17 protein-coding genes and 2 pseudogenes are annotated in these 22,321 nt (G+C 71.1%); 14 read left to right on the forward strand and 5 right to left on the reverse strand.

The genetic code is table 11. The annotated features are described in order from the left end of the window. A pseudogene (locus D3105_RS18660) lies at window positions 1-291 on the forward strand (galactose-1-epimerase); the annotation flags it as partial. Between the two features lie 34 nt (window positions 292-325). Here D3105_RS18660 and D3105_RS18665 read toward each other — a convergent pair. After that, window positions 326-3,352, reverse strand: a complete 3,027-nt coding sequence (locus D3105_RS18665) for a carbohydrate binding domain-containing protein (RefSeq protein ID WP_118904285.1) — start codon at window positions 3,350-3,352, stop codon at window positions 326-328. A gap of 198 nt (window positions 3,353-3,550) precedes the next feature. On the opposite strand from D3105_RS18665, the gene D3105_RS18670 reads away from it, so the two are divergent. Continuing rightward, window positions 3,551-3,967 carry an acyl-CoA thioesterase gene (locus D3105_RS18670; RefSeq protein ID WP_118904286.1) on the forward strand — a complete coding sequence of 139 codons (417 nt, stop codon included), beginning with the start codon at window positions 3,551-3,553 and terminating at the stop codon, window positions 3,965-3,967. Window positions 3,968-4,034: 67 nt separating this feature from the next. On the opposite strand, the gene D3105_RS18675 is transcribed toward D3105_RS18670, so the two are convergent. After that, entirely contained in the window at window positions 4,035-4,568 is a 534-nt protein-coding gene (locus D3105_RS18675) for an EF-hand domain-containing protein (RefSeq protein WP_118904287.1), read from the reverse strand. Between the two features lie 280 nt (window positions 4,569-4,848). Between D3105_RS18675 and D3105_RS36080 the strand changes: the two are divergent. Beyond that, window positions 4,849-4,995 (forward strand): annotated as a pseudogene (locus tag D3105_RS36080) (ABC transporter ATP-binding protein); the annotation flags it as partial. Here the strand turns inward: D3105_RS36080 and D3105_RS18685 are convergent. Next, window positions 4,926-6,071: a Dyp-type peroxidase gene (locus D3105_RS18685; protein WP_118904288.1), complete on the reverse strand. Its 1,146-nt coding sequence runs from the start codon at window positions 6,069-6,071 to the stop codon at window positions 4,926-4,928. The pseudogene D3105_RS36080 and the gene D3105_RS18685 sit on opposite strands and share 70 nt — an antisense overlap. Window positions 6,072-6,395: 324 nt before the next feature. On the opposite strand from D3105_RS18685, the gene D3105_RS18690 reads away from it, so the two are divergent. The 7 genes from D3105_RS18690 to D3105_RS18720 all read left to right on the forward strand — a co-directional run bounded on the left by D3105_RS18690 (window position 6,396) and on the right by D3105_RS18720 (window position 17,154). Next, complete coding sequence (locus D3105_RS18690; protein ID WP_118904289.1) at window positions 6,396-7,631, forward strand: cytochrome P450; 1,236 nt, start codon at window positions 6,396-6,398, stop codon at window positions 7,629-7,631. A 19-nt stretch (window positions 7,632-7,650) separates the two neighbouring features. After that, window positions 7,651-8,784 carry a type III polyketide synthase gene (locus D3105_RS18695; protein WP_276311843.1) on the forward strand — a complete coding sequence of 378 codons (1,134 nt, stop codon included), beginning with the start codon at window positions 7,651-7,653 and terminating at the stop codon, window positions 8,782-8,784. A gap of 99 nt (window positions 8,785-8,883) precedes the next feature. Beyond that, complete coding sequence (locus D3105_RS18700; protein ID WP_118904291.1) at window positions 8,884-10,074, forward strand: S8 family peptidase; 1,191 nt, start codon at window positions 8,884-8,886, stop codon at window positions 10,072-10,074. A 215-nt stretch (window positions 10,075-10,289) separates the two neighbouring features. After that, the gene (locus tag D3105_RS18705; RefSeq protein ID WP_118904292.1) at window positions 10,290-14,579 is read left to right on the forward strand and encodes a discoidin domain-containing protein; all 4,290 of its coding nucleotides are present in this window, start codon (window positions 10,290-10,292) and stop codon (window positions 14,577-14,579) included. A gap of 124 nt (window positions 14,580-14,703) precedes the next feature. Continuing rightward, window positions 14,704-15,711: a LacI family DNA-binding transcriptional regulator gene (locus D3105_RS18710; RefSeq protein WP_118904293.1), complete on the forward strand. Its 1,008-nt coding sequence runs from the start codon at window positions 14,704-14,706 to the stop codon at window positions 15,709-15,711. Window positions 15,712-15,792: 81 nt separating this feature from the next. Beyond that, a complete protein-coding gene (locus D3105_RS18715) occupies window positions 15,793-16,110 on the forward strand; it encodes a cupin (RefSeq protein WP_118904300.1) in 318 nt (105 codons plus the stop codon). Between the two features lie 138 nt (window positions 16,111-16,248). Beyond that, complete coding sequence (locus D3105_RS18720; RefSeq protein ID WP_118904294.1) at window positions 16,249-17,154, forward strand: YihY/virulence factor BrkB family protein; 906 nt, start codon at window positions 16,249-16,251, stop codon at window positions 17,152-17,154. Between the two features lie 31 nt (window positions 17,155-17,185). On the opposite strand, the gene D3105_RS18725 is transcribed toward D3105_RS18720, so the two are convergent. Then, window positions 17,186-18,013 carry a M12 family metallo-peptidase gene (locus D3105_RS18725; protein WP_118904295.1) on the reverse strand — a complete coding sequence of 276 codons (828 nt, stop codon included), beginning with the start codon at window positions 18,011-18,013 and terminating at the stop codon, window positions 17,186-17,188. A 225-nt stretch (window positions 18,014-18,238) separates the two neighbouring features. Between D3105_RS18725 and D3105_RS18730 the strand changes: the two genes are divergently transcribed. Beyond that, a complete protein-coding gene (locus tag D3105_RS18730) occupies window positions 18,239-19,111 on the forward strand; it encodes an ABC transporter substrate-binding protein (RefSeq protein ID WP_118904296.1) in 873 nt (290 codons plus the stop codon). Between the two features lie 9 nt (window positions 19,112-19,120). On the opposite strand, the gene D3105_RS18735 is transcribed toward D3105_RS18730, so the two are convergent. Continuing rightward, a complete protein-coding gene (locus D3105_RS18735; protein ID WP_118904297.1) occupies window positions 19,121-19,546 on the reverse strand; it encodes a nuclear transport factor 2 family protein in 426 nt (141 codons plus the stop codon). Window positions 19,547-19,663: 117 nt separating this feature from the next. On the opposite strand from D3105_RS18735, the gene D3105_RS18740 reads away from it, so the two are divergent. From D3105_RS18740 to D3105_RS18750, 3 genes are all read left to right on the forward strand, one after another. Next, window positions 19,664-20,233, forward strand: a complete 570-nt coding sequence (locus tag D3105_RS18740) for a PadR family transcriptional regulator (RefSeq protein WP_118904298.1) — start codon at window positions 19,664-19,666, stop codon at window positions 20,231-20,233. 79 nt (window positions 20,234-20,312) lie between these two features. Beyond that, window positions 20,313-20,921 carry a helix-turn-helix domain-containing protein gene (locus tag D3105_RS18745; protein WP_118904299.1) on the forward strand — a complete coding sequence of 203 codons (609 nt, stop codon included), beginning with the start codon at window positions 20,313-20,315 and terminating at the stop codon, window positions 20,919-20,921. Further along, window positions 20,918-22,321: MFS transporter (locus D3105_RS18750; protein ID WP_240646945.1), on the forward strand; the 1,404-nt coding region annotated here is incomplete at its 3' end. The genes D3105_RS18745 and D3105_RS18750, both read left to right, overlap by 4 nt.

Genomic DNA, 22,321 nt, shown 5'->3' on the forward strand with positions numbered 1-22,321 from the left:
ACCCCCGGCACCCTGCGCCGCGCCGCCCGCCTCACCGCCCCCGGCGACGGGCGCATCCTGGAGCTGTGGACCACCGAACCGGGCCTCCAGATCTACACCGCCAACCAACTCGACGGCGCGTTCACCGACGGCACCGGCCGCCGCCACGAGCGCCACGGCTCCCTCTGCCTGGAGACCCAGCACCTCCCGGACTCACCCAACCGCCCCGACCACCCGAGCACGGTGCTGCGCCCCGGAGCCGTCCTGCACAGCCGCACCGAATGGCGCTTCCCGCACCTGCGGGTCCGGTAGGCGCGCATCCGGGCGGCCGGGACGGCCGGTCCCGCTACTTCAGGTACGGCCCCGCCGCGCCGATCTTCCCCGGCGCCGCGTTCTTTCCGCCGAGGTCCAGGACGTACACGCGCAGGTTCCCCTTGCCGGGGGCCGGGACGGAGAGTGTGCCCGAGGTGACCTGCCGGGTGTCGCCCGTGACGGCGTCCTTGTACGTGCCGTTCGGGATGCCCGTGTACGTGGCGCTCCCGGAGACCGTCACCAGGGCGAAGCTGTCCGTGCCGGTCGCCGTGTCGGTGTAGCGGCGCTTGTACGCCATGGAGCCGCTGATGCCCTCCGTGGAGTACTGGCCCATCTGCAGTGCCGGCACGGCCCGTCGGATCTCGTTGAGCCGCTGGAGGTGACGGGCGAGCGGCGCGGCCAGGGTGTCGGCTACCTTGCCGGTGGCGGAGGAGACCTTGCCGAAGTCCGAGGCCGTCACCTCACCGGCCAGGTGGTCCCCGAAGTAGGCCCGCCCGGTCGTCGCCAGCGGACATGTCGGGCCGCAGTCGATCTTCTTCCCCTTCTGGAACTCGATCTCGGAGCCGTAGTAGAGCGTCGGGATGCCCCGGAAGGTCCACATCAGCGACATGTTCTCGGCCCAGGCGTCCGTACCGCCGGTGTAGCGTTCGCTGCTCTTGTTGGGGCCGTAGTCGTGGCTGTCGACGTAGACGACGTTGTACGTGGGGTCGTTGGTCGCGTCGTCGGAGTCCTTGCCGGAGTGGAACGCGTTGTCCGCGTCACCGAAGTTCATGTGCATCCGCATGTCGATGATGTTCATCCCGGAGAACCGGCTGCGGTCGGGCGCGTGGTAGGCATTGCCCTTGAGGAACGCGTTGTCCGAGACGGGCTGGGCCGCCGTGCCCTGCTGCTGCTCGTAGTCGTACATCTCCAGGGCGGCCTTCTCGTCGTCCGCGCTGTACTTTCCTCGCTCCTTCCACGTGAAGAACTGCGCCGAGTGGTTGACCGAGCCGCGGTTCCACTTGTCGTTGACGAAGGCCGCGACCTCCCCGAAGACGAAGAAGTTCTTCGCCGCCTCCGCGCCGAACCGCTGCGTGACGCGCTCCTGGATCGCGGGCAGGAAGCGGCGGTTCCACGTGGTGCGGGGGATGTGCACCGCCGTGTCGAGCCGGAAGCCGTCGACGCCCATGTCGATGTACTTGTTGTACGCGCCGATCAGATAGTTCTGGACCTGAGTGCTCTCGGTGTTGAAGTCGGCGAGGTCGTCGTGCAGCCAGCAGGATCGGGAGTCCTCGCCCTCCCAGTTGCCGATCCAACAGGTGTGGTAGAGCGCCTTCGGGAACATGCCCGAAGTGGGGCTGGGCCACTGGCAGTTGTAGATGCGGTAGCCCTCCGGCGAGGTGTGCCCGGTGGGCGTCCCCCAGCCCACACAGGTGTTGCCCGTCGGCTCGGCCGTGGACCACAGGTCGCCGTTGTAGTGCGACTTCCCGGACTTGGGCTCGACGGTGAGACCGTCGTACTCGAACCCGTCGTTCCTCTCGTCGTAGTACCAGCTCCACTGCGCGTCGCGCACGCCGTACGCCTTCGGGGTGAACAGGCTCTTGGCGCCCCACCGCGAGGAGTGGTTGTGGACGACGTCCTGGTAGATCTTCATGCCCTTGGCGTGGGCCGCGTCGATGAGGTCCTGGTAGGAGGCTCCGGCGGACTCCAGGCGCGGATCGACCTTGTAGAAGTCGTAGCCGTGGTAGCCGTGGTAGTCGTAGTCCGAGCGGTTGAGCACGACCGGGGTGATCCAGATCGCGGAGAAGCCGAGCCCCTTGATGTAGTCGAGCTTCTGCACCAGCCCCTTGAAGTCCCCCCGGAACATGGGGTCGTCGTTGGCGGCGTTGCCGGACTTCTCGTGCTGGCTGCCGCCCCGGTTGTTCGTGGAGTCGCCGTCGTTGAAGCGGGCTGTGAGCACGAAGTAGATCGGGTCCTTGCGGGGGTCGGTGCCCAGCGGTGTGCCCGTGGCCGGGGCGGTGGGCTTCTCACCGGTGGTGACGGAGGCCGGGGCGGACTCGGCCGAGACGTTCCCGGCGGCGTCGACGGCCCGGACGGTGTAGCGGTAGGCGGTCTTCGCATCGAGTCCCGTGTCGGAGAGGACGGTCGAGGTGGTGTCGGTGACCGCCGTGCCCCTCGTCCCGCCGGTCCTGGTGACCTGATAGTTCGTCACGCCTCGGTCGTCCGTGGCGGGTTCCCAGGTGACCACGACCGACACCCCGTCGGCGACGGCCTTCACCGCGGTGGGCGCGGACGGCGCCTTCGTGTCCGATTCCTCGGCGGCGCACGGGTCCTTCGCCGAGGCCGTCACCTTCCGGTCCCTCACCGTGCTGAGCCCGGCCGCCAGGGTGTAGTCGCTGCCGTTGTTGTTGTCCCAGACACCGTTGCCGTTGTTGAACGCGGCCTGGAGGCCGGTGGCCGTCCCGAGGTCGACCGTGCGCTTCACCCAGCCCGTACAGGCGGCCTCCATGCCGGCGCCGGGGACGGTCGTCCAGGCTCCGCCGTGCGGGCGGTAATGGAGATTGACGGTGGCCCAGCCGACCGTGGAGGTCGCGTAGTAGACGGAGGCCGTGTTCGGCCCGCCGGGCTCCTCCGGTTCCTCGGGACCCGCACCCGCGCACGGGTCGCTGTGCGCCACGGCCCCGTCCTGGACCGTGATGTCCCCGGTGCCCAGGTCGTAGTTCCTGCCCGCGTTGTTGTCCCAGGTACCGGAGCCGTCCGTGAACGTGGCCTTCAGTCCGGCAGCGCCCCCGAGCGGGACCGTCAGCTTGACCCAGTCGGCGCAGGCGGCCTCCATCCGGGTGCCGGGGACGGTGGTCCAGGAGCCGCCGTCGGGGGAGTAATGCAGGTAGTGCGCCGACCAGTCGCGGGTCCTCGTGGAGTAGAAGACGGTCGCCGAACCCTCGGCGGCGGAAGAGGCGACGGGTTCGCTCGCCGGGGCGGGACGCGCTTGCGGTACGACGGTCAGGAGTCCCAGCAGCCCGGCCGCTGCCACGGCCGTCGCCAGCGGACGGCGCAGCAGCCGGTGAGGAGTGCGTCTCATGCGTGTCTCCAGGGGAGGGGAGAACCCTGACGCGCCTCGGGGTTCGGTGAGTGGACACGATCCGGCGGCAAGTTCTGCCGGAATTTTGCTGCAATTCCTTGCGGGATGGAAGTTACCGGTGCATGACAGGTGCGTAAAGGGATCCGGCACCCCCGGTCCGCCCGGAATGGACGGCCGGGCCCGGTTGTTCCCACGGTCATGACCTTCTCCGTTGATGTGACCGTGCGCGGCTACGAGCTCGACACCCAGGGCCACCTGAACCAGGCCGTCTACCTCCAGTACGCGGAGCACGCCCGCTGGGAGCTGCTGCGCGCCGCCGGACTGCCCCAGGAGAAGCTGCTGGCCGACGGAATCGGCCCGGTGCAGCTGGAGGTGACGGTCAAGTACCGCCGCGAGCTGCGCGGCGGCGAGCGCGTACGGGTCACCTGCCGGTTCGACTACGGCACGGGCAGGACGTTCACCCTGGAGCAGCGGATCCTCAAGGAGGACGGCACGGTGGCCGCGGAGATCACCGGAGTCGCCGGCGTCCTCGACCTGACCGAACGCCGCCTCGTCCCGGACCCGCAGGGCCGCCTGGCCGCGCTGGCGGGCAACCCGGACCTGTTGACGGGCTGACCCGCCGAGGAGTGTGGACGCCCCTTCCCTCGTGGGCGGGGCGTCCACGGTTCATCGGGGGCGCCGCTCAGACCGCGGTGCCGACGACCAAGTGGTCCCCGGGGATACCGGCCTTGCCCGGGGCGTAGTAGTCCTTGATCCCGGCGACCCAGGTCTCCACCCGGATCCGGTCACCGTCCGTCGGCTCGAAGGCGTCGAAGAGCGCGTCGATGTTCTCCGCCTCGAACCCGATCGCCCGCATCAGTGCCATGAACAGCGGGCGCTCGATCAGGCCGTCGCCGTCCGGGTCGCCCAGGGCGGCCAGCGCCTCGGCGAACACGGCGATGGTGGCGTCGAACCGCTCCGGCGACAGCACGCACGCCGTGAACTCCTCGAAGCTGATCTCGCCGTTCCCATCGGCGTCCAGCTCGGTCAGCAGGGTCGTCCAGTACCGCCTGAACGCCGCGCGCATCGCGTCCTTCGCCGCCCGGTCCGACGCGTGCGCCTCGCGGACGACCCGCTCGGCCATGAGATCGAAGTCGTCCTGCTCCAGGACGCCGTTGGCATTGGCGTCGAACAGGGAGAAGACGAGCGCGACCCGCCTGGTGGCCTCAGTGCCCATGAATCCGTAACCCTTCTCCGCACGTCACGTTCCGCCGGCCAGACCCGGTTGCCGGGCCGGCCCACCCACTGTCCGGCCGGGCGGCGGCGTCCACGGCGAAAGCGGTGATCCCTTCACCTGAAGGGCGTACCCCGACCCGCGTAAACGTCGAGTCGAGGCAGACGGAGGGGCTCACGGATCCCGCACGCCCCCCGGTGCGAGCCGAACCGAAGGCTCTACCCCGGGCGGATGCGCCACCCGTCCGCCGCGAGCGGTTCCCCTACCGCCCAGGGCCGCCTCCCAGGACCCCGTGTCCGGGCGGCCCCTGATGCTCCCGACCGGCCGCCACCACGTGCTGGACGGCGCGACACCGGTCCTTCAGGAATCGAGCAGCGCGGAGCCGTACCAGTCCGAGGCGTCGGCCACCCCCGGCAGCGCGAGGAAGTAGCCGCCGCCCGTCGTGGTGCTGAAGTCCGCGAACCGCTCGCCCTCCAGCCGCTTCTGCACCGTCGCGAACTGCCGGTCGACATCCCGCTGGTAGCAGCAGAAGACCAGCCCCACATCGAGCGTCCCGTCGGGCGCGAGGCCCCGGTCCACGTTGTAGCTGCGGCGCAGCAGGACCGAGTCCTCGCTCCCGGGGGTACGGGGGTTGGCGCGGCGGATGTGGGAGTCCAGCGGCGTCACCCGGCCCTGTGGGTCGCGCCCGTAGTCCGGCGTGTCGCTCTCCTTCTTCCCGTCGAGCGGCGCGCCCGTCGACTTGCGCCGGCCGAAGATCCGCTCCTGCTCGCCCAACGGGACCCGGTCCCATGCCTCGGCCCTCAACCGGATCGTGCGGAGGACCTGGTAGCTCCCGCCGCGCGCCCAGCCCGGCCCCTCCGGCCCGACCCAGACCAGCCGGTCCATCTCCCGCGCCGACGTCGTGTCCGGGTGCGCGGTCCCGTCCTTGAAGCCGGTGAACGACCGGGGGCTGCCCTCGGGGCGCGGCGGGTTCACGAACCCGTCGGTCCGCCACCGGGCCCGCAGCAGCCCCGTGGTCTCCCGCGCCAGATCCCGTACGACATGGAGGACGGCGTCCGGGTGCTGCGCGCAGACCTGCACCGAGAGATCTCCGTGACAGCCGCCCGGTTCGAGCCGGTCCCCGGGGAAGCGCGGCATCCGGGTGAGGCCCGGCGGCCGCGCACCCGCCAGCCCGAAACGCCCGTCGAACAGCGAAGCGCTCACCCCGACGGTGATCGTCAGCCGGTCCTCCGGGCCCCGCACCACCGCCACGTCCGGATCCTTCGGGGTGACCCCGGCGGTGAGGACACGGGACCGCACGGTCAGCTTCCGGAAGAGTGCCGCCAGTTCCTTCCGGTCCCGCGCGAGCACGTCGAAGGCGACGAAACCGCCGAACCGCTGCTGCGGGGTCAGAATCCCCGCCTGGTGCGCGCCGTGGAACGGCACCCGGCCCTCGTCCGGGGCCGCCGCGGGAGCACCGGAAGCCGCGCCCGCCGACACCGTGCCGACCAGTCCCGCGCCTCCCACGACACTCGCGGCACCCCGTACGAAGGTTCGTCGGCCGAGACGCGCGTCCCGGCTTTGGTCACTTTCCGTCATGGCCGTTCCCTTTTCGCGAGGCGGACGGACTGCTCTGTCCCTCTCACCTCTACCGCGCGGAGCACCAGCTCAGCGCAGCTTCCTCCGTGCGGGGCGGTTCGCCTGGGCCGGGAGGCCGAGCGCCGGGGCGTGCGCCCCCCTGATCGGCTGACGACGGACAGTGGGTGACATGTTTCGCGGTACGGCGGGGGACACAGGGGAGGTCTGTTCCCGGGCTCGGCACCGGGATGCCCTGAACACCCCGAACCGGCCATGGGGAGAACCTCGGTGGAGAACACCTCGGTGCAGCACAAGGAAACCGTACGGACCTGCCCGTTCGACTACGCGCAGCAGCTCGAGTTCGACCCCCGGCTCCGGCAACTGCTCACCGAGGAGCCGGTCTCCCGTATCCGGATGGCGTACGGCGAGGGCGAGGCCTGGCTCGTCACCCGCTACGAGGACGTCCGGACGGTCACCACCGACCGGCGGTTCAGCCGCAGCGCCGTCCTCGGCCGTGACTTCCCCCGGATGACCCCGGAGCCGATCGTCCAGGCCGAGTCCATCAACCTCATGGACCCGCCCGCCAGCAGCCGGCTCCGCAGCCTGGTCGCCAAGAGCTTCACCCCCCGCCGCGTCGAGCAGATGCGCGGCGGGACCCAGCGCGTCGTCGACCGGCTGCTGGACGAGATGGCCGAGGAGGGCGCACCGGCAGACTTCGTCGCCCGGGTCTCCTCGCCGCTGCCGCTCATCACCATCTGCGAGGCGCTCGACATCCCCGAGGCCGACCGCCCCTGGCTCCGCGCCCACGCCATGACCATGATGAACGTCGGGGCCGCCGGCAAGCAGGACGCCGTACGCGCCAAGGCGGAGCTGCGCGGCTACTTCCAGGAACTTACCGCCGACCGGCGCCGCTCCCCGGGCGAGGACCTCATCAGCACCCTGGCCGCCGCGCGGGACGGCGCCGAACTGCTGGACGACGACGAACTGGCCGTCATGGCGATGGTCCTGCTCATCACCGGCCAGGACACCACCACCTACCAGCTCGGCAACATCGCCTACACCCTGCTCACCCGCCCGGAACTCCTCCACTCCCTTCAGACCGAACCGGCGCGGCTGCCCCGCACGCTGGAGGAGCTGCTGCGCCACATCCCCTTCCGCAAGGGCGTCGGCATCCCGCGCATCGCCCTGGAGGACGTGGAGATCGGGGGCGTCCTCATCAAGGCCGGGGACGTGGTGCACGTGTCCTATCTGACGGCCAACCGGGACGCGGCCAAGTTCGACCGCCCCGACGAGCTGGACCCCGACCGCCCGTCCATCCCCCACATGACGTTCGGCTGGGGCGCCCACCACTGCCTGGGCGCGCTGCTCGCCACCATGGAGCTCGAAGTGGCCTTCTCCACGCTGCTGACCCGCTTCCCGGCCCTGCGTCTGGACGTGCCGCCCGAGGACATCGAGTGGAACACGACGTCCATCTGGCGTTACCCGCTCGCCCTGCCCGTCACGTGGTGACGAGAGCCTCCGCTCCGAGATACGAGGAGAACCCATGGCGACCCTGTGCAGACCCGCCATCGCTGTGCCCGAGCACGTCATCACGATGCAGCAGACCCTGGACCTGGCCCGCGAGACCCACGCCGGGCACCCGCAGCGCGATCTCGTCCTGCGGCTCATCCAGAACACCGGCGTCCAGACCCGGCACCTCGTGCAGCCCATCGAGGAGACCCTGAAACACCCAGGATTCGAACTCCGCAACCGGGTGTACGAGGCCGAGGCCAAGAGGCGGGTGCCCGACGTCGTCCGGCAGGCCCTCGCCCACGCCGAGACCGACCCGTCCGAGATCGACCTGATCGTCTACGTCTCCTGCACGGGCTTCATGATGCCCTCGCTGACCGCGTGGCTCATCAACACCATGGGCTTCCGGCCCGAGACCCGCCAACTGCCCATCGCCCAGCTCGGCTGCGCCGCGGGCGGCGCGGCCATCAACCGCGCGCACGACTTCTGCGTGGCCTACCCCGAGGCCAACGTCCTCATCGTCTCCTGCGAGTTCTGCTCGCTCTGCTACCAGCCCACCGACATCGGCGTCGGCTCGCTGCTCTCCAACGGGCTCTTCGGCGACGCTCTCTCCGCCGCCGTCGTACGGGGACAGGGCGGCACCGGGATGCGGCTGGAGCGCAACGGTTCGCACCTGGTGCCCGACACCGAGGACTGGATCTCCTACGCGGTCCGCGACACCGGATTCCACTTCCTGCTGGACAAGCGCGTCCCCGGCACCATGGAGATGCTCGCCCCGGTCCTCCAGGACCTGGTCGACCTGCACGGCTGGTCCGTCCCGGACATGGACTTCTTCATCGTCCACGCGGGCGGGCCGCGTATCCTGGACGACCTCTGCCACTTCCTGAAACTGCCGCCGGAGATGTTCCGCTACAGCCGGGCCACCCTCACCGAACGCGGCAACATCGCCAGCTCCGTCGTCTTCGACGCGCTGGCCAGGCTCTTCGACGACGGCGGAGCCGCCGAGTCCGCGCAGGGCCTCATCGCCGGCTTCGGACCCGGTATCACCGCCGAGACGGCCGTGGGCACCTGGACCGTCGACGACCTCCGCCCGTCCGTCGCGGCCGGCCTCGACGAGCTGGAGCTGACCGCCGGCGTTGCGCTGTCCGGCTGAACCGGCTAAGGCGACCGGCGGGCGGGGACGAAGGAACGGGTGTTCGCGCTTCGCGGATGCACTCGCTCCGCGTACGGACCCCCATCCCGAGGAGAATGCATGCGCCTGCCCGCCCGATGGGCCACGGCTGCTCTGTCGCTGATCGCCCCGATGATCGCCATCCCTGCCGCGGCCTCGGCCGACAGCGGACCGGAAGGGGTCACGGTGGAGCAGTCCACCCGGGCCGTACCCGGGCAGTACATCGTCACCCTGGAGCCCGAACTCTCGCCGGACACCGTCCTGCGGGAGCTCGGGCTCGACCCGTTGTTCCGTTACGGGAACGTCCTGCACGGCTTCGCCGCCGCACTCACCGCCGCCGAACTCGAAGCGGTACGCACCGTCCCCGGCGTCCTCGCCGTCGAGGAGAACGCCGAGGTCGCCGTGGAGGCGCCCAGGGCGGGAAGCCTCTTCAGGGCCCCCGCGGCCGGCTGGGGCACCGACCGCATCGACCAGCGCGCCCTGCCGCTGGACGACACCTTCACCACCACGGCCACCGGCGACGGCGTGAAGGTGTACGTCGTCGACACCGGGATCGACGCCGCGCACAGCGAGTTCGGCGGCCGGGTCGTCAACGGGTACGACGCCGTCGGCGACGGCCGTGACGGCATGGACTGCAACGGACACGGCACCCATGTCGCCGGCACCGCGGGCGGGGCGACCTCCGGCGTCGCCGAGGACGCTTCGCTGGTGAACGTCCGCGTCCTGAACTGCGAGGGCCGGGGCACCTGGGCCGGCATCCTCGCCGGGTTCGACTGGGTCGCCAAGGACGCCGAGCGCACCAAGACCCCCGGTGTGCTGAACGCCTCGCTGGGCGGGGCCCGCTCCAGCGCGGTGGACGCGGCGGTCGAGGCCGTCGCCGACGCGGGCGTGCTGCCCGTCGTGGCCGCCGGGAACGACGACCGGGACGCCTGTGACGTCTCCCCGGCCGCAGCCGACGGCGTGGTCACGGTCGGCGCGAGCGACCGGCAGGACCGGGAGACCTCCTTCAGCAACTGGGGCTCCTGCCTCGCGCTGTACGCCCCCGGGGCCGACATCGTCTCCGCCCGGCTCGGCGGCGGCACCGTCTCGCTGAACGGCACCTCCATGGCCAGCCCGCACGTCGCGGGCGTCGCCGCGCTCTACAAGGAGGAGAACCCCTCGGCCTCGCCCGCCGCCGTCGCGCGATGGCTCAACGACACGGCCACCCCCGACGTGCTCTCGGGCCTCGGCCAGGGCTCGCCCGACCGGCTGCTGTACACCGGCGGCCTCTGACGATCCGTCGAACGGCCTGTTCGGCCCCGTTGCCGGGGACCGGACAGGCCGTCCGGCTGTTGTCGGAACGGTGGACGGTCTCTCATTTCTCTGCAACTCTCTGACGGCACAACGCAAAACAGGCCGCAGCGTACGCAGAAATCCGTGTTCCCTGGCTGCGGTCACAGAGCCGCGCCCTCGGCGCGCCCCGCGCCGAGGCCGAAGATCGGGGAGCTATGAGAGCCCAACGCTGGAGATGGCGGGCGATATCCGCCCTCGTCACGACCAGTCTTCTGATGATCGGCATACCGTCGCTCGCCGCCGCGGCGGCCGACGGCCCCAACCTCGCCGCGGGCCGAGCCGCGGCCGCGAGCAGCGCCCACGCCGAGTACGGCGCGGCGAACATCACCGACGGCAACCGGTCGACGTACTGGGAGAGCGCCGGCGGCGGACTGCCCCAGTGGGTCCAGACCGACCTGGGCGCGGGCGCCCGCGTCGACGAGGTGAAGCTGACCCTTCCGGCGGGCTGGGAGACCCGCACCCAGACGCTGTCCCTCCAGGGCAGCGCGGACGGCAACAGCTTCGCGACCCTGAAGAACTCCGCGACGTACACCTTCGCCCCCGGGGCCGCGAACGAGGTCACCATCGCGTTCCCGGCCACCCTGACCCGCTTCGTGCGCGTCAACATCACCGCCAACACCGGCTGGCCGGCCGCCCAGCTCTCCGAGCTGGAGATCCGGGGCGCCGGGGACTCCTCGGCCGACCTCGCCAAGGGCAAGACCCTCACCGCCAGCAGCAGCAACGGCTCACAGACCCCGGCCAACGCCAACGACGGCAACCGCGAAAGCCACTGGGCGAGCCGCGACGACCGGTTCCCGCAGTGGATCCAGGCGGACCTGGGCGTGTCGCTGGGCGTGGACCGGGTGGTGCTGCGACTGCCCGACGGGTGGGCGGCACGCAGCCAGACCCTGAAGCTCCAGAGCAGCGCCAACGGCTCGGACTTCACCGACCTCACCGCGTCCAAGGCCTACCGCTTCGACGCGGCGGGCGGACAGTCGGCGACGATCACCTTCGACGCCACGTCGGCGCGCTATGTCCGTGTCCTGTTCACCGCCAACACCGGGGCTCAGGCTGCCCAGTTGGCCGAGCTGGAGATCTACGGTCCTACCACCGGCGACACGCAGGCCCCGACCGCGCCGACGAACCTCGCCCTCACCGAGCCCGCCACCGGCCAGATCCGGCTGACGTGGAAGGCGTCGGCGGACGACAAGGGCGTCACGGGCTACGACGTCTACGCGAACAACACGCTGCTCACCAGCGTGGGCGGTGACGTCACCGCGTACACCGACACCCGTCCGGTCGGGCAGAGCGTCAGCTACTTCGTCCGCGCCAAGGACGCGGCGGGCAACATCTCGGCCAACAGCAACACCGTCACCCGCGGCGGCGACACCGGTGACACCCAGGCCCCCACCGCCCCCTCCGCGCTGGCGTTCACCGAGCCGTCCAGCGGATCGGTCAGGCTGACCTGGCAGGCGTCCACCGACAACAAGGGTGTGACCGGCTACGACGTCTACGCCAACAACGTGCTGCGCGGCAGCGTCGCGGGCAACGTGCTGACCTACACCGACACCCGTTCGGCGTCCACCACGGTCAGCTACTTCGTGCGCGCGAAGGACGGGGCGGGCAACGTCTCCGGCGACAGCAACACCGTCACCCGCAACGGGCAGAGCGGCTCCGCGTCCAACCTCGCCGTGAACAAGCCGATCACGGCCTCCTCCGTGATCCACACCTACGTCGCCGAGAACGCCAACGACAACAGCACCTCCACCTACTGGGAGGGCGCGGGCGGCAGTTACCCCAACACGCTCACCGTGAAGCTCGGCTCCAACGCCGACACGGAGAACGTCGTCGTCAAGCTCAACCCGGACAGCAGCTGGGGACCGCGCACCCAGCGCATCGAGGTGCTTGGGCGGGAGCAGAGCTCCTCCTCCTTCAACTCCCTCTCCGCCGCCAAGGATTACGCCTTCAGCCCCGTGTCCGGCAACACGGTGACCATCCCGGTCTCCGCCCGCGTCGCGGACGTCCAGCTGAAGTTCACCGCCAACAGCGGCTCCGGCGCCGGCCAGGTCGCCGAATTCCAGGTCCTGGGCGCCCCGGCGGCCAACCCCGACCTCCAGGTCACCGGTATCAGCGCCGCTCCCGCCGCCCCGGTCGAGACGGACGAGATCACGCTGACCGCGACCGTCCGCAACGCCGGAGCGCTCGCCGCCCCGGCGAGCAAGGTCGAGCTGCGGCTCGGCGGAACCAAGGTCGCCGCCGCCTCGGTCGGCGCCCTGGCGTCGGGCGCCTCCACCCAGGTCAGCGCTTCCATCGGAACGCGGAACGCGGGCGGTTACGAACTGAGCGCGGTCGCCGACCCGGCGGGTGAGGTCATCGAGCAGAACGAGACCAACAACACCTACACCAGCGCATCCCCGCTGGTCGTGAAGCCGGTCTCCAGCTCCGACCTGGTGGCCGCCGCGGTCACCACCTCGCCGTCGGCCGCCTCCGCCGGCGACACGGTCACCTTCTCCGTCGCCCTCAAGAACCAGGGCACGGTGACTTCGGCGAGCGGTGCGCACGGCATCACGCTGGCCCTCGTCGACAGCAAGGGCGCCACGGTGAAGACCCTGACCGGCGCCCACAACGGGGTCATCGCGGCGGGCGCCACCACCGCACCGGTCTCGCTGGGTACCTGGACCGCCGCCAACGGCTCGTACACCGTACGGACCGTGATCGCGGCTGACGCCAACGAACTCCCGGTCAAGCGCGAGAACAACACCTCCACCCAGGCCCTGTTCGTGGGACGCGGCGCCAACATGCCGTACGCCATGTACGAGGCGGAGGACGGCACGACCGGCGGCGGCGCCCAGGTCGTCGGCCCCAACCGGACCGTCGGCGACATCGCGGGCGAGGCCTCCGGCCGCAAGGCCGTCACTCTCAACAACACCGGCAACTACGTCGAGTTCACCACCCGGGCCTCGACCAACACCCTGGTCACCCGGTTCTCCATCCCGGACGCCCCGGGCGGCGGCGGCATCGACTCCACGCTGAACGTCTACGTCGACGGCGTCTTCCTCAAGGCGATCGACCTCACCTCGAAGTACGCCTGGCTGTACGGGAACGAGACCGCTCCCGGCAACTCCCCGGGCTCCGGGGCGCCCCGTCACATCTACGACGAGGCGAACGTGATGCTGGGCAAGACCGTCCCGGCGGGATCGAAGATCCGGCTCCAGAAGGACAGCGCCAACACCTCCACGTACGCGATCGACTTCATCAACCTGGAGCAGGTCGCCCCGGTCGCCAACCCGAACCCGGCGACGTACACCGTGCCGGCCGGCTTCACCCACCAGGACGTCCAGAACGCCCTGGACAAGGTCCGCATGGACACCACCGGCACGCTGGTGGGCGTCTACCTCCCGGCGGGGGAGTACGGCACGGCCGGCAAGTTCCAGGTCTACGGCAAGGCCGTGAAGGTCGTCGGGGCCGGACCCTGGTACACCCGCTTCAACGCCCCGGCCACGCAGGACAACACCGATGTCGGCTTCCGGGCCGAGGCCAGTGCCAAGGGGTCGTCGTTCGCGAACTTCGCGTACTTCGGCAACTACACGTCACGGATCGACGGACCGGGCAAGGTCTTCGACTTCTCGAACGTGTCGGACATCGTGATCGACAACATCTGGAACGAGCACATGGTGTGCCTCTATTGGGGCGCGAACACCGACAACATCACCATCAAGAACTCTCGTATCCGCAACATGTTCGCCGACGGCGTCAACATGACCAACGGGTCCACCGACAACCTCGTGACCAACAACGAGGCGCGGGCCACCGGTGACGACAGCTTCGCGCTCTTCTCGGCGATCGACGCCGGGGGAGCGGACATGAAGAACAACGTCTACCAGAACCTGACCTCGATCCTCACCTGGCGTGCGGCGGGCATCGCCGTGTACGGCGGGTACGACAACACCTTCCGCAACATCCACATCGCCGACACCCTGGTGTACTCAGGGATCACGGTCAGCTCGCTGGACTTCGGCTATCCGATGAACGGGTTCGGTACCGAACCGACGACGATCGAGAACGTCTCGATCGTGCGCGCGGGCGGTCACTTCTGGGGATCGCAGACCTTCCCCGGCATCTGGCTGTTCTCGGCGTCGAAGGTGTTCCAGGGCATCCGCATCGACAACGTGGACATCGTCGACCCGACCTACAGCGGGATCATGTTCCAGACGAACTACATCGGCGGACAGCCCCAGTTCCCGATCAAGGACACCGTGCTCAGCGACATCTCCATCTCGGGGGCGCGCAAGAGCGGTGACGCGTTCGACGCCAAGTCCGGCTTCGGACTGTGGGCCAACGAGATGCCGGAGGCGGGACAGGGCCCGGCCGTCGGTGAAGTCACCTTCAACGGACTGAAGTTCAGCGACAACGCCCAGGACATCATGAACACCACACCTGGCTTCAAGATCAACATAAACCCGTAAGGGAGACGAGGGGCGGCGGAGTGATCGCAAGGGGCGCTTCCCGACGGCCGGGGAGTGCCCCCTCTGCGTGCAATCCTTGCGTTGATAAGTCAAGTGTTTGCGTTGCTTGCGCTAGCCTTGCGGCATGACGCGACGACTTGCTCAGGTTGCCAAGAAGGTTGGGGTCAGCGAGGCCACGGTGAGCCGGGTGCTCAACGGCAAGCCCGGGGTGTCCCGGGCCACCCGGCAGTCCGTGCTGACGGCCCTGGACGTCCTCGGCTACGAGCGCCCCACCCAACTGCGGGGCGAGCGCGCTCGGCTCGTCGGCCTCGTCCTGCCCGAACTGCAGAACCCGATCTTTCCCGCCTTCGCCGAGGTGATCGGCGGCGCCCTCGCCCAGCAGGGGCTCACCCCCGTCCTGTGCACCCAGACCAAGGGCGGGGTGTCCGAGGCGGAATACGTGGACCTCCTGCTCCAGCAGCAGGTCTCCGGGGTGGTCTTCGCCGGCGGGCTGTTCGCCCAGGCCGACGAGGCCCACGAGCACTACCACCGGCTCGCCGAGCGCCGTATCCCCGTCGTGCTGATCAACGCCCCCATAGAAGGGCTGGACTTCCCCTGCGTCTCCTGCGACGACGCCGTCGCGATCGAGCGCGCCTGGCGCCATCTGGCCTCCCTCGGCCACGAGCGCATCGGTGTCGCGATGGGCCCCTCCGACCACGTTCCCTCCCGCCGCAAGCTCGCCGCGGCCCGGTCCGTCGCGTCGGCCGCCGGCGGTGAGCTGGCCGAGGCGCACGTCGAGCGCTCGATGTTCTCCCTGGAGGGCGGCCAGGCGGCGGCCTCCCGGCTGCTGGAGCGGGGCGTCACCGGCATCATCTGCGCCAGCGACCCCCTGGCGCTCGGCGCCGTCCGCGCGGCCCGCAGGCGCGGTCTCGGCGTGCCGTGCGACATCTCCGTCGTCGGCTACGACGACTCGGCGTTCATGAACTGCACCGAACCCCCGCTCACCACCATCCGCCAGCCCATCGAGGCCATGGGCCGGGCCGCCGTCGAACTGCTCTGCGCGGGCATCCAGGGCGGATCGCTCCCGCCGCAAGAGCTGCTGTTCGAGCCCGAGCTGGTGGTCCGGGGCTCCACCGCGCAGGCGCCCCGCTGAGTCCGGACCCGCCGGTCCATCCGCCGCCGTCGGGGCACGCCAGGATCGCGGGGCGCGTGCGGCTGCGGCACAGTGGGGCACATGGACGACCTCAACGCACTCGCCGAGGAACATCTGACCGCCGCCCGCGCCTCCGCGCACGGCCGCAGCGCCCACCTCGTGCTCCAGGAGCCCCCTTTGCGGCAGACGGTGATCGCCCTCACCGAGGGGACCGCGCTCGACGAGCACAACGCGCCGCCCGCCGCCTCGCTCCTCGTCCTGCGCGGCGGCGTCCGCCTCACCGCCGCCTCCGGCGACGCGGAACTGAGCGCCGGGACCCTGCATCCGATCCCGCAGGAACGGCATGGGCTGCTGGCGCTCAGCGACGCCGTGGTCCTGCTCACCGCCGTCAACGACTGACCGGACACCGATCGCCGGCACACCCCCGGGTGTGCCCCGGCCGCGACGTGGCAGGAGAGGATCGAGCGGGGTCGGCCCGTCCGGGAACGGGCAGGTCACCCCGGTCGCCGCAGCCACCCACGTCCCCGGAGTACCAGCTTGCCCACCCAGACCGCGTCCGCCGCGGACAGCACCGCCCCCGCCGACGGGCACGCCCCGCCCCGCTCCTGGCTCACCGCTCTGCGCCGTACCCCGGTCTCGCTGTGGAACGACGACATCACCGACTGGGCCGCCGCCCTGACGTACTACGCCATCCTCGCCCTGCTCCCGGCACTCCTGGTCACCGTGTCCGTGATCGGCCTCGCCAACCCCGACGCGACCAGCGCCCTGATCTCCGACATCACCGCGTTCGCGCCCGCCGAGTCCGGGGAAGCGCTGCGCAGGCCGTTGGAGGCGGCGACCGAGCAGCGTTCCGCCGTCTGGCTGCTCGTCGCGACCGGGTCCGTGAGCGCGGTCTGGTCCGCGTGCAGCTACCTCGCGGTCTTCCGCCGGGCGATGCACGCGATGCACGGTGTCCGGGACAACCGCCCGCCCCTGCGCCAGGCGCACATCATCGTCGTCTCGGCGATCGGCCTGCTCCTCCTCCTGATGACCAGCGCCTTCGCCCTCGTCATGACCGGTCCGCTGGCCCGCTGGCTCGGCCGCCGCGTCGGCCTGCCGCACGAGGGGGAGACCCTCTGGGCGGCGCTGAAGTGGCCGCTGCTGGTCTTCCTCGTCGCCTGCCTGATCATGGTCCTCTTCAGCACCGGCCCCCGCTCCGCGCGGGGTGTCCGCCGGGGCCTGCCCGGCGGGATACTGGCCGCGATCTGCTGGCTCACCGCATCGGCGCTGTTCGCCCTCTACGCGACCCAGGTCGGCAGCTACAGCAGGCTGTACGGATCGCTCGCCGGGCTCGTCGTCTTCCTGATCTGGGTCTGGTTCGCCAACCTCTCGCTGCTGGCCGGAGCCCAGTTCAACGTCGAGCTGCGACGGCCCGAACCGCGACGGGACGCGGACGCGGGCTGAGCCGGGCCGGGAAGCCGGGGCCTTCCCCGGCTCAGCTCTTGGTGCGGTATCCGGCGACGATCGGCATGGTCTCGCGCAGCACCCGTACGCCGTCGTTGTCCGCGTCGCCCAGCCGGTGTCCCTGCCACGTCCCGGTCGCGCTGGAGAACCGGCTGATACGGCGGCAGTGGTCCCCGCACGCGGAGCGGTACGCCATGATCGTGTAGCGCTTGCCGTCCTCGGTGACCCAGCCGGTGTTGTACGGGCGGTTCCGGCTCACGCTCATCGAGCCGTCCGGGTTGCCCGCCAGCGTCGTACGGTCGTGGGCGAGGCCGAGGTTGTGGCCGATCTCGTGGCTCGCCGAATCCAGGTCGATCCCGTCGACGTCGACGACCGCATAGGCGTACTCGTCCGTGGAGCTGTCGAGGGCGGGCGTGTAGTCCGCCGTGCCGCCGCCCCGCTCCGGCCGGTCCACGACCAGCGTGACCAGATCGGCTCCGTACCGCGCCCGCTGCTCGTGCGCCTGGCGTCCGACCCCCGCCGACGTGTGGTCCTTGAGGAGGGCGTGCGCGGCACGGAACTCCTCCGACCCCGCGTAACCGGTCACCGTGTGCGGATGGACGACGCGGATGACGCCGCAGAGCCCGCCGCCCGCCAGGGACCGGTTCATCCGCGTCGCGATCCGCTGGGCCGAGGCGGGCACTTGATGCTCTCCGCCCACCTGCCGCGCGGCCTTCGGTGTGTAGAGGACCAGCACGTCGACCACGGGACAGGGCGCCGCCCTCGTCGCTTCCGCCACGGCACGCCCGGTGGCGGAAGCCGTGCAGAGCGACGCGCCGACGCCGACGGCCAGGACTGCCTTCAGAAGGTGCGCGCGCATGGGAAGCCGACTCCGTCCGAAAAGGGGCCGGCAAGGGCGCCGCCCGATAACTGGGAGCGACTTACTTCTAACACTGGGTGATGTCACGCGCCTGTTGTGCCCGAAACCGTCGACGGGCCGTCTGTTCGCTGGCCAGAGGGGTGTGGCGGTGAGGAGGTGGGCAGGTACACGTGTACGAACTCGCACGAATGGAACGGCAGTCGGCGGCAGAGGGGCGTGTGTGACGTGACGGATCAGAGCGAGTGGCGGTTCTCCGACGACCGGGGTCAGCAGTCGACGGCGCCACGGCCGCCCGTGCGGGTGCTGGCCTACATCCAGGCCGGGGCGACCCTGTGGGACCTCGGGATCCGGCCGGTGGCGATCTTCGGCTCCGACCACGACGGACCCGACCCCGACAGGGCGAAGGCCGGGACCCTGCCGCTCGCCGACGTCGAGTACGTGGGTGCGGGCAGCGCCCTGGACGTCGAGCGGCTGCTGAGCGCCGAGCCGGACCTCCTCGTGGCCGTCAGCTACGGCGGCGGCCATGTCTACGGGCTGGCCGCCGAGACGGCCAAGCCCCTGGAGGAGCGGGTCCCGGTGGTCGTGCTCGACGTCAGCCAGGCCCGTACGTTCGGCGAGATCGGCGACCGGTTCGCCGACCTGGCCCGGTCGCTCGGCGCCACCGGGCGACCGGACGCCGACCAGGACCTCGACGCCGCCCGGGAGCGGCTGCGCGCCGTCGTCGCCGCCACGTCCGCCGACGCGCCCCGGGTGCTCGCGCTCTCCCCGGCCGGCCCGGACCAGGCGCATGTCGCACGCCCCAAGATGTGGCCCGAGCTGAGGGTCCTCACCGAACTGGGCGTCCGGCTCGTGGAGCCCGCCGAAGGCCCGGGGGCCAACTGGGCCACGCAGAGCCGCGCCGACACCTTCGCTCTGCGCCCCGAGGTGATCCTGACCGACATCCGCGCCCACGCCGCGCCCCTGGAAGAGCTGAGGGGGAGTGAGGCCACGCCGACGCCCGTCGTCCCGTGGAACCCCGAGCCCCTCTACGGGCCCCGCGACCACGCCCGCTTCCTGGGCCTGGTCGCGGACGCCCTGCAGGCGGCGCGGGCGAGCTGAGTCCCGGTTCTACGGGGCGGGGACGAGGCCGTCGGCGACCAGTCCGGCGAGCACCGCCTCGCCCAGCGCCTGAACGGCGGAGGCGGGGCGGACCATCACGGTGAACTCCTTGATGCGTCCGTCCTCGTCCAGGTGCACCAGGTCGATGCCGTGGATCTCCTTGCCGCCGACCGTCGCCCGGAAGAGCAGGACCGCCGACGGGGCCTCGGTCCCGTCGGCGCTCGTCTGCGAGGCGCCCGCGAACTCGCCGACGTAGCGGAAGTCCTCGAAGGTGCGCAGCAGGACGCCGAACAGTCCCAGTACCGCCGGCCGGCCCTCGAACGGGGTGAACTTCACCGGGCTGTAGAGCCGGATGTCCTCGGTGAACAGATCGTCCAGGGCGCCGAGGTCGCGGTTGTCGACGGCGGCGCGGAAGCGGTCCACTGCGGTGGTCATGTGCCCTCCTCATAGTCAAGAAAGTGACTAGTCAGTTTCATGACTACCATGAGGGTCGGTGTGCCGGACAGGGGTGGACGGGGATCCGCCTCGGCCCGGCTGAGAGGAGGCGGTCCGATGGCGCTGCGCCACGCGGTGCTGGCGGCGCTGCTCGACGAGGAGCTGAGCGGCTACCAGGTGACGAAGGCGTTCGCGGCGGGCGTCGCGAACTTCTGGCACGCCCTGCCGCAGCAGGTCTACGCGGAGCTGGCCAGGCTGGAGAAGGAGGGCCTGGTCGCCGGGCGCGAGGTCATCCAGGAGGGGCGTCCCAACAAGCGGCTGTTCCGCGTCACCGGGGAGGGGCTGGCCGAGCTGGAGAACTTCGCGTCCTCCGCCGCGAAGCCCGCGTTCCTCCGGGAGGACCTGCTGGTCCAGGTCCAGGCGGCCGACCATCTCGACGTCGATGTGCTGATCGAACGGCTCACCGAGCGGTACGCGTTCGCCGAGGCCAAGGCCGCACTGTTCGAGGAGCAGTTGCGCAGGATGCGCGGCGGCCTGGACGAGGCGGAGTTCCTGCTCCGCGGGGCGCGCGTCGGCCCGTATCTCACCTGCCGCCGCGGGCGGGACTTCGAACGCGCCAACCGCGACTGGTGCCGGGATGTGATGGAGGTGCTGCGGTCGCGGCAAGCGGCCGGAGAAGGGGCCTGACGGTCGGCTCCCCAACTTTCCCAAAAATATTCTGCAAAAACTCTTTGGGAAAGTGCTTCCGTCTGCCTACGCTGCTGCCATGGACAGCGAAGACAGCCGTCGCGTACTCGATCCCGCACAGGACGGGGCCGCCCTCAAGGCCCTCACCCACCCCCTGCGCCTCACCCTGCTCGGACTGCTGCGCCAGCACGGCCCGGCCACCGCCAGCGAGCTCGCGGTCAGGACGGGGGAGTCCTCGGCGTCCACCAGCTACCACCTGCGGGTGCTCGCGAAGTACGCGTTCGTCGCCGAGGCCGACCACCGCGACAGCCGGGAACGCCGCTGGAAAGCCGTGCACGACGTCACCTCGTGGAGCAATGAGGCGATGCACCGCCGCCCCGGCGGCACCGTGATCCTCAGCGTCCTGCGCCGACGCCAGATCGAGCACCTCCAGCAGTCCCTGGACCGCCACGAGGCGGACCTGGACAGCGGCCGTCTCGGTGAGGTGTGGCAGGAGCCGTCGGGTCTCAGCGACCTGATGCCCCGGCTGACCCCGGAGTCCCTCGCCGAGCTGTGGGAGGTGTTCCGCGCGAAGACGGCCGAGCTGACCGCCCGTGACGCCGAGGACCCCCGCGCCGAGCAGGTCGTGCTGTTCACCGCCGGACTCCCGCTGGCCCCGGAGGTCACGGCTGCCGGAGAAGACTCATGACCGGCGCGTCGGCACCCGCCGCCGTCTCCCCGGGCCCCGGCGGCCCGGACGGCGCGACCGCGCGCCGCCGTTACGTCACGGTCTCCTTCCTCTTCTGGCTCCCCATCGGCATGTCCATCGCGACGGGCGTGCTCCTGTTCACCGAACGCGGCATGGGCCTCGCCGCCATCGCCGGCTTCTACGCCGTCCACTCGCTCACGGCCGCCGCGATGGAGCTGCCCACCGGCGGCCTCGCCGACGTCATCGGGCGGCGCCCCGTCCTGGCCATCGCCGGGCTGCTCAACCTCACCGCCTTCACCCTCATCGGCCTCGGCGCGGCGGGCTGGGCCATCGCGCTCGGCATGGGCCTGATGGGTCTCGCCCGCGCCCTGTCCAGCGGACCCGCCGAGGCCTGGTACGTCGACACCGTCCACGCCCACGCCGGACCCGACGCCGACATACGTACGGGACTGGCGCGCGGCAGCTCCGCCACCGCGGCCGCCCTCGCGCTCGGCACCCTGCTCGGCGGCGGGCTGCCCTGGCTGCTCGGCTTCGCCCCCGCCGTGGGGGAGTGGCTGGCCGGCGCGACCGGTGGCCTGGTCATCCCGCTCTCCGTGCCCGCCCTGCTCGGTGCGCTGGTCGAAGGCGTCTTCGTGCTCTACGTGCTGAGCGCCCTGCCCGAACCGATCCGGCCCCGGACCACCCTGCGCCGCGTCGTGGGCGGCGTGCCCGCCGCCATCGCCGCCGGGCTCCGGCTCGGCGCCCGGGACGCCCTGATCCGGCGCATCCTGCTCACCGCGAGCGCCGCCGGGGCCGCCCTCGCCGCCGTCGAACTCCTCACCCCCGGCCGGGCCGCCGCCCTCACGGGCACCGCCGAATCCGGGGCCCTGATCTTCGCCGGGCTCGCCTGCGCCGGGTTCCTGTGCTCCGCCCTCGGCAGCCAACTCGCGCCGCTCGTCGCCCGGTTCACCGGCAGCAGTGAGCGCGCGGTACTCGCGAGCCTCGGACTGGTGACGCTGGGTCTGACTCTGCTCGGCCTCACCACGCACACGATGAGCCCCCTCGCCACGACGGTCGCCGTCACCGGCTACGGACTCGTCTACCTGGGCCTCGGGGCCGCGGGCCCCAACGAGAACGACCTGCTGCACCGCCGCGTCGACGCCTCCGGCCGCGCCACCGCCCTCTCCGTCCAGTCGCTCTCCCTGCAACTGGTCGCCGCCGGCGCCGGACTGGGCGCGGGCGCGCTGCCCCCGGGCCCGCTGCCCTGGCTGCTGGCCGCCACGGCCGTGCTGGCCGGCGCGCTGCTCTGGGTCCGCCGGGCCGCCCCGGCGAAGACCCCGGCCCGCCCGGTCGCCGAGGCCCGGCACCCGGTCGCCGCCCCCGTTCCCGCCGGCCCGCCCCATGACACCGCACCCCAGGAG

The sequence above is a fragment of the Streptomyces globisporus genome (assembly GCF_003501885.1).
Classification (GTDB): Bacteria; Actinomycetota; Actinomycetes; order Streptomycetales; family Streptomycetaceae; genus Streptomyces; species Streptomyces globisporus_D.

Excerpts from the sequence above, each read along its gene's own strand:
- D3105_RS18670 (WP_118904286.1), top strand. The coding sequence starts at position 3,551 with ATGACCTTCTCCGTTGATGTGACCGTGCGCGGCTACGAGCTCGACACC.
- D3105_RS18700 (WP_118904291.1), top strand. The coding sequence starts at position 8,884 with ATGCGCCTGCCCGCCCGATGGGCCACGGCTGCTCTGTCGCTGATCGCC.
- D3105_RS18710 (WP_118904293.1), top strand. The coding sequence starts at position 14,704 with ATGACGCGACGACTTGCTCAGGTTGCCAAGAAGGTTGGGGTCAGCGAG.
- D3105_RS18690 (WP_118904289.1), top strand. The coding sequence starts at position 6,396 with ATGGGGAGAACCTCGGTGGAGAACACCTCGGTGCAGCACAAGGAAACC.
- D3105_RS18665 (WP_118904285.1), bottom strand. The coding sequence starts at position 3,352 with ATGAGACGCACTCCTCACCGGCTGCTGCGCCGTCCGCTGGCGACGGCC.
- D3105_RS18705 (WP_118904292.1), top strand. The coding sequence starts at position 10,290 with ATGAGAGCCCAACGCTGGAGATGGCGGGCGATATCCGCCCTCGTCACG.
- D3105_RS18740 (WP_118904298.1), top strand. The coding sequence starts at position 19,664 with ATGGCGCTGCGCCACGCGGTGCTGGCGGCGCTGCTCGACGAGGAGCTG.
- D3105_RS18735 (WP_118904297.1), bottom strand. The coding sequence starts at position 19,546 with ATGACCACCGCAGTGGACCGCTTCCGCGCCGCCGTCGACAACCGCGAC.
- D3105_RS18725 (WP_118904295.1), bottom strand. The coding sequence starts at position 18,013 with ATGCGCGCGCACCTTCTGAAGGCAGTCCTGGCCGTCGGCGTCGGCGCG.
- D3105_RS18715 (WP_118904300.1), top strand. The coding sequence starts at position 15,793 with ATGGACGACCTCAACGCACTCGCCGAGGAACATCTGACCGCCGCCCGC.
- D3105_RS18745 (WP_118904299.1), top strand. The coding sequence starts at position 20,313 with ATGGACAGCGAAGACAGCCGTCGCGTACTCGATCCCGCACAGGACGGG.
- D3105_RS18675 (WP_118904287.1), bottom strand. The coding sequence starts at position 4,568 with ATGGGCACTGAGGCCACCAGGCGGGTCGCGCTCGTCTTCTCCCTGTTC.